General features: G+C 35.5%; 10 protein-coding genes and 1 pseudogene. 8 read left to right on the top strand and 3 right to left on the bottom strand.

Features of this window, described 5'->3' with window-relative positions; genetic code table 11:
• Positions 1-4: 4 nt before the first annotated feature.
• The 4 genes from opp4B (at position 5) to ACFQ3N_RS00880 (ending at position 5,002) form a co-directional block, all read left to right on the top strand.
• Positions 5-967 (top strand): oligopeptide ABC transporter permease, encoded by a 963-nt coding sequence (gene opp4B / locus ACFQ3N_RS00895; protein WP_390358655.1) that lies wholly within the window; start codon positions 5-7, stop codon positions 965-967.
• Positions 968-995: 28 nt separating this feature from the next.
• Positions 996-1,907 (top strand): ABC transporter permease, encoded by a 912-nt coding sequence (locus ACFQ3N_RS00890; RefSeq protein ID WP_390358654.1) that lies wholly within the window; start codon positions 996-998, stop codon positions 1,905-1,907.
• Positions 1,908-2,033: 126 nt separating this feature from the next.
• Positions 2,034-3,902 (top strand): oligopeptide ABC transporter substrate-binding protein, encoded by a 1,869-nt coding sequence (opp4A, locus tag ACFQ3N_RS00885; RefSeq protein WP_390358652.1) that lies wholly within the window; start codon positions 2,034-2,036, stop codon positions 3,900-3,902.
• 329 nt (positions 3,903-4,231) lie between these two features.
• Positions 4,232-5,002 (top strand): 3D domain-containing protein, encoded by a 771-nt coding sequence (locus ACFQ3N_RS00880; RefSeq protein ID WP_390358650.1) that lies wholly within the window; start codon positions 4,232-4,234, stop codon positions 5,000-5,002.
• Positions 5,003-5,082: 80 nt separating this feature from the next.
• Here the strand turns inward: ACFQ3N_RS00880 and ACFQ3N_RS00875 are convergent, their stop codons facing one another.
• A complete protein-coding gene (locus ACFQ3N_RS00875) occupies positions 5,083-5,217 on the bottom strand; it encodes a hypothetical protein (RefSeq protein WP_390358649.1) in 135 nt (44 codons plus the stop codon).
• Between the two features lie 327 nt (positions 5,218-5,544).
• On the opposite strand from ACFQ3N_RS00875, the gene ACFQ3N_RS00870 reads away from it, so the two are divergent.
• Complete coding sequence (locus tag ACFQ3N_RS00870; protein WP_390358647.1) at positions 5,545-6,735, top strand: glycine C-acetyltransferase; 1,191 nt, start codon at positions 5,545-5,547, stop codon at positions 6,733-6,735.
• 29 nt (positions 6,736-6,764) lie between these two features.
• Positions 6,765-7,727: an L-threonine 3-dehydrogenase gene (locus ACFQ3N_RS00865; protein ID WP_390358645.1), complete on the top strand. Its 963-nt coding sequence runs from the start codon at positions 6,765-6,767 to the stop codon at positions 7,725-7,727.
• A gap of 622 nt (positions 7,728-8,349) precedes the next feature.
• Here ACFQ3N_RS00865 and ACFQ3N_RS00860 read toward each other — a convergent pair.
• Positions 8,350-8,755: pseudogene (locus tag ACFQ3N_RS00860) on the bottom strand (hypothetical protein); the annotation flags it as partial.
• A gap of 273 nt (positions 8,756-9,028) precedes the next feature.
• Positions 9,029-10,651 carry an ABC-F family ATP-binding cassette domain-containing protein gene (locus ACFQ3N_RS00855; protein ID WP_390358643.1) on the bottom strand — a complete coding sequence of 541 codons (1,623 nt, stop codon included), beginning with the start codon at positions 10,649-10,651 and terminating at the stop codon, positions 9,029-9,031.
• A gap of 379 nt (positions 10,652-11,030) precedes the next feature.
• On the opposite strand from ACFQ3N_RS00855, the gene ACFQ3N_RS00850 reads away from it, so the two are divergent.
• Both ACFQ3N_RS00850 and ACFQ3N_RS00845 read left to right on the top strand, forming a co-directional pair.
• On the top strand, positions 11,031-11,663 hold the full coding sequence (locus ACFQ3N_RS00850) for a hypothetical protein (RefSeq protein ID WP_390358641.1): 633 nt from the start codon (positions 11,031-11,033) through the stop codon (positions 11,661-11,663).
• A gap of 161 nt (positions 11,664-11,824) precedes the next feature.
• Entirely contained in the window at positions 11,825-12,811 is a 987-nt protein-coding gene (locus ACFQ3N_RS00845; protein WP_390358639.1) for a helix-turn-helix transcriptional regulator, read from the top strand.
• The last annotated feature ends 15 nt before the right edge of the window (positions 12,812-12,826 follow it).

Below are 12,826 nucleotides of genomic sequence, written 5' to 3'. Positions count from 1 at the left end.
TAATATGTGGAAATTCTCAATACGTCGAATTTTAATAATGATTCCTCAAATTATATTACTAAGCATTTTAATATTCATGATGGCAAAAATGATGCCAGGTGATGCACTTTCAGGGTTAATTGATCCTAATATTGACCCTGCAACTATTGAAGAAAGAAGAGAAGCTCTTGGTTTAAACGACCCATGGCACATCCAATATGCGGATTGGGTAGGGGGAGCTATTACAGGAGATTTAGGACAATCATTTCGGTTCAAAATGGATGTAACAGATATTGTTGGACAGCGTATTGTAAATACATTTTGGCTGTCACTTGCTACATTAATATTTACCTATTTAATTGCAATCCCGCTTGGTATAACAAGTGGACGTTATAATGATTCTTGGCTGGATCAGTCAATTACAGGGTACACGTACTTAGGGTTTGCTACTCCATTGTTTATTTTTGCATTAGTAATGCTTTGGATATTCGGTTTTCACTTTGGCTGGTTTCCGACAAGTGGAAGTGTTTCGCCTGGGCTCGAACCAGGAACAGTTGATTATGTCATAAGCAAAATTTATCATTTAATACTACCTGCATTATCTTTGGCGTTAATTACAACAGTGAATACTGTACAGTACTTACGAAGTGAAATTATTGATACAAAACAAAAAGATTTTATTATAACAGCTAGATCTAAAGGGGCATCAGAGTCGAGAGTCTATAATAGTCATATATTGCGAAATTCGTTATTACCGATCGCTGCTTTCTTTGGCTTTGAAATTACCGGATTAATCGGTGGAACCATCTTTGTTGAACAAATATTTGGATACCCGGGTATGGGACAACTCTTTTTAGAATCAATTATGATACGTGATTATACCGTTGTAACGGCTGTTGTTCTCTTATTTGGAATTGCCTCGATACTAGGGGCACTACTTTCAGATATAATACTAAGTCTTGTGGATCCTCGTATTCGCATTAAATAGAACAAGATAGACTCTGAGGTGAATTATAATGGAAACGAACAAGGTTAATTTGGGCACTCAGACGAATAAAAGACCTGAGAAGAGTCCATCTGGCTTCAATATTATCTGGCGTGAAATTATGAGGGATAAAGTTGCCCTTATATCGCTTATTTTTCTAATACTAATTTCGGTGTTTGTATATGGTGTTTCATTGATATTAGATCAAGACGAAATTGTAACGGTTGATTTATTTTCCATTCACGAGGCTCCAAATGACGAATTTATACTAGGTACAGATTACGGGGGACGTGACGTTTTTGGTCAATTAATAATCGGTACTAAAAATTCACTCTCAATTGGGATTTTGGTAACGTTAATGACTGGACTTATCGGAGTTGTGTTCGGAATTATATCTGGTTATTTTGGTGGACATATCGATAACATTATGATGCGAATTCTTGATTTCTTCCTTATCCTACCGGTTCTAATGATTGTAATTGTTTTTGTATCAATGGTTCCCAAATATAGCATTTGGACCTTTTCACTCATTATGACAGCATTTTTATGGATGGGAATTGCCCGGTTAATAAGGTCAAAAGCCCTTCAGGAAAAGGAACTCGACTATGTTCAGGCGTCTAAAACACTAGGCTCATCCCATACTAATATTATATTTTCACAAGTACTACCAAATATAAGTTCCCTTATTATTGTAACAATGACATTGAATTTAGCAGCAAATATTGGTTTAGAATCAGGCCTATCCTTTTTAGGATTCGGCTTTCCAGAAGATACCCCAAGTCTAGGGACGCTATTAAGTTATGCAAGAAACCCGCAAACACTGGAGAATAGATGGTGGATTTGGATGCCTGCATCCATATTAATTTTATTATTGATGTTGGCTATAAGAAACGTCGGTGAAGCACTTAAACGAGCAACCGATGCTAGACAAAGAAGAGGTTAATAGCCTTTATCAACTAGTTACCTACATCAATACGCTAATAGTGTGTTGATGTTGAGTATATAAGTCAGTGTTTATGTAATGCTGGCTGTTAGCAAGAAGTTTTAAATAAAAGGGAGGGTACAAGGTATGAGAAAGATTAGTTTTAGTAAGTTGCTTTTTGCACTTATGCTTGTTTTAATGCTTGCGTTAGTTGCATGTAGTGACGATACATCTAGTGAAGAGCCAGATGATTCAGGTGATACAGAGGAAGAGGGTACTGAAGAAGAAGGTACTGAAGAGGATGAAGAAGAGGAAGAGGCTGAAGATGACGGCCTATATTCGATAGACGATTTTGATAAAATAAAGAATAATGAAGGGGAAGCAATTGATGGTGGCTCATTAACATTTGGGTTAGTTTCAGATACTGTATTTGAAGGTACATTAAATTGGAACTTCTACGGTGGTGACCCTGATGCTCAGATCCTTAACTGGTTTGACGAAGGAATGCTAACGTGGGACGAGAGCTTTGTATATACGAACGATGGCGCTGCAACCTATGAAGTATCTGAAGATGGTAAGACATTTACGTTCTCTATACGTGATGATGTAAACTGGCATGATGGTGAACCAGTTACAGCTGAAGATTGGGAGTTTGCACATGAAGTAATTGGGCACCCAGACTATGATGGTGACCGTTATGATGGAACATTACAGAATGTTGAAGGCATGGTAGAGTATCACGATGGAGAAGCTGATTCAATTTCAGGTATTGAAGTAGTTGATGAGAAAACATTGAAAATTACGTATCTACAATCAACTCCATCACTTGTAACTGGTGGTATTTGGTCATATCCACTAGCGAAACACATTTTTGGTGATATACCGGTTGCTGATATGTCTTCTTCACCAGAAGTACGTGAAAACCCTATTGGATTTGGACCATTTAAAGTAGAATCAATCGTACCTGGTGAATCTGTAACGATGTCTAAGAACGAAGACTATTGGCGTGGGGAACCAAATCTTGATGAAGTTATTGTAAAAGTAGTAGATCCTACTGTTGTAGTAAACGAACTAGAAACTGGTGGAGTGGACACAGTTAGCTCATTCCCAGTTGATCAATATCCAGATAACGCAGACATGTCAAATGTTGAGTTTCTTGGTGATGTAGATCGTGCTTATACGTATATTGGCTTTAAATTAGGGACTTGGGATGCTGACAATGGAGTAGTAGCTCCAAATCCAGATGCTAAAATGGGCGATGTTAATTTACGTAAAGCTATGTGGCATGCTGTAGATAACAATGCTGTTGGAGAGGAATTCTACAATGGACTTCGTTGGGCTGGAACAACACTTATTCCACCGTCCCATCCAGAATTCCATGATGATTCTAATCCTGGTTTAGAATATGATCCTGATGCTGCAAAAGCACTACTTGATGAAGCAGGTTATGTTGATACTGATGGTGATGGACTACGTGAAGATCCTGATGGAGAAGAATTAGTCATTAACTTTGCTTCTATGTCAGGTGGCGATACTGCTGAACCATTGGCTCGATATTATATTCAGTCGTGGGAAGCTGTTGGTCTTAATGTAGAACTTATTGATGGTCGTTTACTAGAGTTTAACACGTTCTATGAGCGTGTTGGAAATGGTGGTAATGATGACCCAGAAGTTGACATTTATCAAGGTGCTTGGGGTGTAGGTATTGACGTAGATCCTAGTGGACTTTATGGTCGCGAGGCAATGTTTAACTTCTCACGTTATGAAAGTGAGGAAAACACTGAATTGTTAGCAAAAGGTATTTCTGAAGAAGCATTTGATGTAGAATACCGTCAAGAAGTTTATAATGAATGGCAGCAATTAATGGTTGAGGAAGTACCAGTATTCCCAACATTATACCGTTCAATGGTAGTACCTGTTAACAACCGTGTTCATAACTATTATATCGGTGATGGAACAGGCATGTATCGTTATGATATTGCAGTTACTGCTGAAGAAGCACCAGCTGCTGAATAATTAGAATTATTACAAGAAGGAGCCAATAACCGAGGGCTCCTTCTTTTTGTGTTTTAAAAGCTTACTATAATTCTTGATAAACACCTTAAATAAAGCTATATCATAGGTATGATGAATTACTGATGAAGGATTACCAAATTACAAAAATAAGGACTTTATATCTAGTTACTATGATAAATATGGGTATTTTATCTCAAATCTATTACACTTGTAATATTTATTAGTAGATTGGGTAATCCTTGTAATAGACTTTTAAAAGTCTCGTAACTGTATTGTCTATTATGCTGTGGTACGATAGGCAATGTCAGAAATTTAAGGAGGGACTACCTATGAGAAAGAAATTAGCAGCACTTGTTGCAGGTGTCATTATAGCTGGCATGGCTGGGACATATGTTTCAGCTGAGGAATACGAAGTTATAGAAGGGGATACCCTTTGGGGAATAGCAAACGAATATGATACTACAGTTGAGGATTTGGTTGACATAAATGATTTAAAATCTACTACTATTCATCCAAAACAAAAACTTTTTATAAATGAAACATATGTAGTAGAAAGAGGCGATACATTAAGTAATGTTAGTAAAGAATATGAAGTATCGGTTGATGAGTTAAAAGAATGGAACCATTTAAAAACAGATTTAATAGTTATTGGACAGGAACTAGAAATTAAAGGTACTAATGTAGTACAAGAGGGACAAGCAGTAGCAACTACATCTAATGAAAATCAACCCGATAACAATGAATCAACACAAAATACAGAACAAACTAGTGAATCACCGGAACCAAACAATCAAGAAAATCCAGAAGGTAAAACAATTACGGTATCAGCAACAGCATATACAGCAGGTTGTGATGGATGTTCTGGAATAACGTCAACAGGAGTTAATTTGAATGAAAACCCAAATGCAAAAGTAATTGCTGTTGATCCAAGTGTTATCCCATTAGGTTCGGAAGTATATGTTGAAGGTTATGGTTATGCAACAGCTGCAGATATTGGTAGTGCAATCAAAGGAAACAAAATCGACCTTCATGTACCAACAAAAGATGAAGCATTTAGCTGGGGCGTAAGAACGGTTAATGTAACAATACTAAATAAATAATTTAAAAATAGCCAGCAATCATTTAGGAAAGCATCTCTACTAAGATGCTTTCCTTTTTTATGTTATATATAAACCCTAAACTAATATGATTCTATGATTGCTGATTGATCATCATGATCAACATTCTCCTCTATATCAATGGGTGAGTTTGTGACACCAATGAAACTAAATCCTAAAATTAGCATAAAAAATAGGGCTATTAATAACTTCTTCATTATACTACCCCCAATTAAAGTACATTTCTATAAGTATAGTATAATCAAAAAAAAGAATAGAAACCATATGTTTTTATAATAATGTAGCAGGTAATTATTGCAAAATAAAAACGAACCAAATTAGTAAATAATAAAGATATATGTATGAATATGTGTATCTCATCAAATAATAAAACTATCAATACATGAAAAGGAAATGTTTGTTCATAGTAAACAAATTTTAAATTATATGATAAACTGTAGGTAAATCAACTTTTTAATGTATAGTTTGTACACTGTGAAAGAACAAATGTGTATAAAGCGCTTACATAACAAGGAGGAAAAAGAATGACTAGTAAGATTTTACACTCGTTTCTTGATGAAAATATTACTGAATTAAAAGACCGTGGTCTATACAATGAAATCGACCCTGTTGAAGGAGCAAATGGACCAATTATCAATATAGATAATAAAAAGTTAATAAATCTTTCCTCGAATAATTACTTGGGGCTTGTTACCGATGACCGTTTGAAAAAAGTTGCAAAAGAAGCAGTGGATTCATATGGAGTAGGAGCAGGTGCTGTTCGTACAATTAATGGTACGTTGGATCTTCATATTGAATTAGAAGAAAAATTAGCTGATTTTAAAGGAACTGAAGCTGTCATATCGTATCAGTCTGGGTTTAATTGTAATATGGCTGCAATTTCAGCTGTAATGGATAAAAATGATGCTATTCTTTCAGATGCATTAAACCATGCTTCTATAATTGATGGTTGCCGTTTATCAAAAGCAAAAATTATCCCATTTGAACACTCCGATATGGATGATTTACGTCAAAAGGCAAAAGAAGCAGTCGATTCTGGTAACTACAATAAGATTATGGTAATTACAGATGGTGTATTTTCAATGGATGGGGATATTGCTAAACTTCCAGAGATCGTTGAAATTGCAGAAGAATTTGATCTTATATCCTATGTGGATGATGCTCACGGCTCTGGTGTTTTAGGTAAAGGTGCTGGAACAGTAAAACACTTTGGCTTACAAGATAAAGTTGATTTCCAAATGGGTACCCTCTCAAAAGCAATTGGTGTTATTGGCGGATATGTAGCTGGTAAAGCAAATTTGATTGACTGGTTGAAAGTTCGATCACGTCCATTTTTATTTTCTACTGCGGTTTCTCCAGCAGATGCAGCTGCTAGTACGAAAGCAATTGAACTATTACTCGAAAGTACTGAATTGAACGAAAGACTCTGGGAAAATGCTAACTACTTGAAAAGTGGACTAGAAAAACTCGGCTTTGACATTGGAAAGAGTGAAACGCCAATTACACCATGTATTATTGGTGATGAAAAAGAGACACAAGCGTTTAGTAAAAGATTATATGAAGAAGGCGTTTATGCAAAATCGATTGTATTTCCTACTGTACCTAAAGGAACAGGGCGAGTACGTAATATGCCAACAGCAGCACATACAAAAGAAATGCTAGATACCACTATCTCCGTATACAAAAAAGTCGGAAAAGAAATGGGTATTATCTAACAGTTGATAATCAATTTTGGGGGTAAACTATGAAGAAGATTCTTGTCACCGGAGCTCTTGGTCAAATCGGCTCAGAGCTTGTCACAACATTGCGCGAACGATATGGAGCCTCAAATATAATTGGTTCAGATATCAGATCTAATCAAGCAGAAATGGAAAAAGGTCCATTTGAAGTATTAGATGTTACAAATGCAGATGAAATGTTTGAAATCGCTAAGAAATACGAGGTTGATACAATCATGCATTTAGCGGCTTTATTATCTGCAAAAGCAGAAGCAATGCCGAAAAAAGCATGGGACTTAAATATGGGTGGACTAGTAAATGGACTTGAAGTTGCCAGAGAGCTTGAGTTGCAATTCTTCACACCTAGCTCGATTGGTGCATTCGGTCCATTGACACCAAAGGATAATACACCACAAGACACGATTCAACGCCCAACAACAATGTATGGTGTAAATAAGGTTGCAGGAGAATTACTTTGTGATTATTACTATCACCGTTTTGGAGTTGACACGCGTGGAGTGCGTTACCCTGGACTAATTTCATATTTAACTCCACCGGGTGGGGGTACAACAGATTATGCTGTAGAAATTTATTATAAAGCTATTAAAAATAAAGCATACACGTCATATATTGCCGAAAATACGTACATGGATATGATGTACATGCCTGATGCAGTAAATGCAATTATACAGTTAATGGAAGCTGATTCTAGTAGGCTAGAACATCGAAATGCATTTAATATATCAGCAATATCAGCAGCACCAGAGGATTTTATGTATGAGATCCAGAAGCACATTCCTGAATTTAAAATGTCATATGATGTAGACCCAATCCGACAAAAAATTGCTGAAAGTTGGCCGAATAGTATTGATTCTTCAGCTGCAAAAAAAGAATGGGATTTCAAAGTGGAGTATGATATTGCTAAAATGACAAAAGAAATGCTAGAAAAAATAACTGCAAAAGAATTAAAAAAATGTTCCCTTGAGTAATGGGTTCTGATACCTACGGCAAAACTCGAAATCACACTATAAAATGTACCTAAATTTGCAAAATTATTCGAAGCGTAATTGTAGTGGTATTTGTAATTAAAAATCTCATTTCACTGAACTGAGATTTTTCTTAGCAGATAAGAAAGTATAAAAACTTTCTTATTTGCATAAGTGCAACTAGGTCATTCACCATAAAGGCTTGCACTCCAAAGCATAAGGGATTCTAAGAAAGCAAAGTACGCTTACCAAGAATCCCTTTAACGAGTGCTAAGTTTTCTAATACTTAAATTTAACTCTTATTGAACTAAAGCTTTACTTAAATAGAAATTACACTGCTTGATCATAGGACAGCCTATCTTTTTTGCGGACTCATTGGACCTTATTTCCTTTCATTATGTATAATTATCGCTGTTGTCGGACTGAGTGGACCTTATTTGTAACAGTTCCAGGAGTTATAGACTATTTTTCATGTAATAAGATCCCCTGAGTCCGCTTGACCTTAGAATTCACTGTTTTTCACACAAATAAGGGCACTGGAGTCCGGATGAAATTTGTTCGTCTATTATCTGCCTCGTTTACTCAAGAAGCGATTGTCCTCTTGAGCAATCGCACCCGTTATAAATTAAACTTCCACTTTTCCTATAATAGTTTTTATCCGTTCTTGTAATTCAGTCTTATCCAAGTATTCAAAAAATCTAAGACGATTTCCCCAAGGGTCAGTGAAAGTCCCACTTTAACTGGAACTATCTGGTCTTGAGTGTATTTCAAAGCTATCTATTTTATGTTTTTTAGCAGAAAAGAAAGTATAAAACTTTCTTTTCTGCATAAGTGCAACTAAGGATTGGCGTTAAGCCAAGTTTTCTAATAAGTCCTTCTCTTTCAGATTCAATATTTGTAACACCTAAACATAATGGTGCATTACCTTCAGTAAGACTACCTTCTGCTACTTGTAACCAACAACCAGGAATAAGTTTCCACTCAACAAAACCATCGTGTGGAATGAAATCAGGTTTTTTATTTAATAGTGAAGTGTTTCACACCACTTATGCCTTTTTTAATATTCTAATCCCCTTCAAAATATGTATATATCTACCTTCAATACAGATGTTTAAAAGCCTTTCACCTAACAAATCGGGGAACAAATTACACTATAATTATATGGATTTTAAACAGTAAATACAATTATACCAACAAAAATGCCCATCAAGTTAGCATGCAAATTGATGGGCATTTTATTTTACATTTATAATGTTTGCGATAGGCAACTGAACCCTTAATCTTTTGAGGGAACGTTTATTTGTTTAAACAGCATACATTTCATTAACTTTTTTCTGTAATTCTTTATCTTGAACGTATTCGTCATAGCTCATTTCTTTATCAATAATACCGCTTGGTGTAATCTCAATCAGGCGATTAGAAATACTATTTACGAATTGATGGTCATGTGATGTAAAAAGGATAGAACCTTTGAATTTTATCAGACCATTGTTTAAAGAAGTGATGGACTCTAAATCAAGGTGGTTTGTTGGTTCATCTAAAATCAACACATTCGCATTACTTAGCATCATACGGGATAGCATACAACGAACTTTTTCTCCACCTGATAGGACACTTGCCTTCTTAAGCGCTTCTTCACCTGAGAATAACATTCTGCCTAGAAAACCACGTAAAAATGTTTCCGTTTGATCTTCTGGTGAATATTGTCTAAGCCAGTCTACTAATGGTAAATCGTTATTTTCGAAGTACTTGGCATTATCTTTAGGGAAGTAGGATTGCGATGTTGTGACACCCCACTTATATGTTCCTGAATCAGGTTCCATTTCTCCCATGATAATTTTAAACAACGTTGTTTTGGCAATATCATCTTTACCAATGAGAGCGATTTTATCATCCTTGTTCATGGTAAAGCTAACATTATTTAATACCTTCTTGCCGCCTATTGTTTTTGTTAATCCTTCAACAAGTAATAAGTCATTCCCAATTTCCCGTTCTGGGGTGAAAGATATATACGGGTATTTACGTGATGATGGTTTAATATCATCAAGGGTAATATTGTCTAGTAACTTCTTACGTGATGTTGCCTGCTTAGATTTAGAAGCATTCGCGCTAAATCTGGCAATAAAGGATTGTAAGTCTTTAATTTTATCTTCTTTTTTCTTGTTTTCTTCTTGTGCCATTCTTGCTGCAAGCTGACTTGATTCATACCAGAAGTCATAGTTTCCTATATAAATTTGAATTTTACCATAATCAACATCAGCAATGTGCGTACATACTTTATTCAGAAAGTGGCGATCGTGGGAAACGACTATTACTGTATTTTCAAAGTTAATGAGGAACTCTTCCAGCCATTGTATTGCCTGTATATCCAAGCCGTTTGTTGGCTCATCCAACAATAGAATATCTGGACTTCCAAACAATGCTTGTGCAAGTAATACTTTAATCTTTTGATCGCCTGAAAGATCTGCCATCTTCAAATCATGCAGCTTTTCATCGATGCCTAGACCTTTTAATAAGACAGCTGCATCTGACTCTGCTTCCCAACCATTCATTTCGGCGAAGTCACCTTCAAGCTCGGCAGCACGCATACCATCTTCCTCTGAAAAATCCGTTTTCATATATATAGCATCTTTTTCTTGTTTAACTGCATATAATCGTTCATGTCCCATTAAGACAGTATCCAACACTTGATGCTCTTCATAAGCAAAGTGATCCTGTTTTAAAACAGCCAATCGTTCCCCAGGAGATAGAGACACATGACCCGATTGAGCTTCAACCTCTCCTGATAAAACTTTTAAGAAGGTAGACTTTCCTGCACCATTTGCCCCGATTAACCCATAACAATTTCCAGGGGTAAACTTTATATTTACATCTTCAAATAATTTCTTGTCGCCAAATCGCAAACTTACATTAGAAACATTTATCACGTAACTTCCTCCATAAAAAATAGTAATCATGGTAATCATACGAGATTTAATGGTTTTAGTCAATGTAGAACATTTCCATCTTATTTCATATAGTATATATATAGGAAGAAAAGTTTATTAACAAAGTATGCTTGTGCAAATAGGTAATTATAGGTAAAGTTTTATGAAGGGCATATAATATCTTATATATTAGAAAAAGTACTATATTTTTTTAGAAAAATATGTAACAATTGATGAATAACTATTTTTAAGCAGGTAAGAAAGTATAAAACTTCTTTATCTGCATAAGTGCAACTAGGCCATTCGCTATAAAGGCTTAACGAATGCCAAGTTTTCTAATAATGATCAAGTTATGCTGTGGTGTGGAAGGGGGAAGTACGTGGGGGAGACAACAATTTATTTTCTCTTTACAGATACTGGGACATACTTATCTCGGGCGATCAACTTTGCGACAAGGCAACCATTAAATCATGTTTCTATTTCTTTTGATCGTGATTTACAGGAAGTATACAGTTTCGGTCGAAAGAAGCCTAGGAATCCTTTTATAGGTGGATTTGTTAAAGAGGATATACGTAGTGATTTTCTGAAGAATTCAGATTGTGCTGTCTATGCATGCCAAGTATCTGATTCCGATGTGGATGCTGTGATGAGTCATATAAAAGAGATTGAACAGCAAAAAGATAATTTTAAATATAATTTTATTGGATTAATCGCTGTGTTGTTGCAAGTTGAAATCAACCGTGAAAACGCTATGTTTTGCTCACAGTTTGTTGGAACGATATTACAAGATGTAGACGCATTTCAATTTGGGAAACCAACCTACTTTTTAACACCTGGTGATATTCGTAAACATGATAATTTACAACTCATATATCAAGGTAAGCTAGGTAATTACCAACAAGTAGCGCTGAAGGCTGGGCGTAAGTTGATAAAAGGTGAAACATCATCTATACCTAAGAAATCATATCTATTATTATTATCTAAAAAAGTAAAACGATTTGTCATCCGATGAAAAGAACCTTACTCTAGTAGTAGAGGGTTCTTTTTTTAGTAGATAAGTCAACTATGGCTTGCACTCCAAAGCATAAAGGATTCTAAGAAAGCAAAATACGCTTACTAAGAATCCCTTTAACGAACAGTTGAGTTTTCTAGTTAACTAGGAGGTATGGAAAGATGGAACGAGGGAGCAATTATCGTTTACTAAAAATCAAAGAAATATTATTTAACGAAACCGATGAATATAACGAACTGGACCTTCAAGAGCTTAGTGAAAAGTTGCGCCTTTTAACAGATGATATGACATTTGATAGTAGAACAATTAAACGGGATCTAGCAATATTGGATGAAACCGACTTTGAAATTGTACGGAATACAGGCAAATTTGGAAAAACATTGTTTAGTCATCAGGCAAGATTATTTGAAACGTATCAATTACGCTTAATCATTGATGCTATTTTGTCTGCTCGTTTTATTACGACGAATGAAAAGAAGAAGTTGATCAATAAAGTAAAGCAGTTAACAAGTAAATCCATTGCTAAAACGTTGCCAGAGCCCATTCTATTTAGTCAATCAGCCAATATCGATTATGAACTGGTAAAACTAAATATTGATTGTGTACACCGAGCTATTTCAGAGTCAAAAGTCCTTACCTATCAATATGGTAAATTTAATGTGGACAAGCAGTTTGAATATCATCGCAAGGGGGATCGATATTATGTAGAACCATATGCCTTGATTTGGCAAAATGATTATTACTATCTTATTGGCCGGTTTCAGGAAACAAATGAAATGCGTCATTATCGTCTTGATCGCATTCGAAATATTGAAGTGAATGATACACCTTTCAAAAAAGGGGATTTTCAGTTACAGGACTATGTTAACCAGAGCTTTCACATGTTTGCAGGTGAGGAAATATGGATAAAAGTTCGCTTTCATATCAATCTGGTAAATGTCGTACTTGATCGGTTTGGGCAGGAAGCAGATATGAAGCAGGTGGATGATGACTACTTTGTGTTAACGACGAAAGCTAAATTATCAGATGGGTTAATAAACTGGATATTAACCTGGGGGAACCAAGCAAAGGTTCTATCACCTGAACATTTAGTGGATAAGATGAAAGAGAAAATTAATCAAATGAATGAAGTATATCAAGAAAAATAAAAGGAAGCGTAACAT

Origin of the sequence: Virgibacillus byunsanensis, assembly GCF_042675965.1 — a bacterium.
Taxonomy (GTDB): Bacteria; Bacillota; Bacilli; order Bacillales; family Amphibacillaceae; genus Virgibacillus_R; species Virgibacillus_R byunsanensis.
This window is presented reverse-complemented; position numbering and strand designations above follow the sequence as displayed.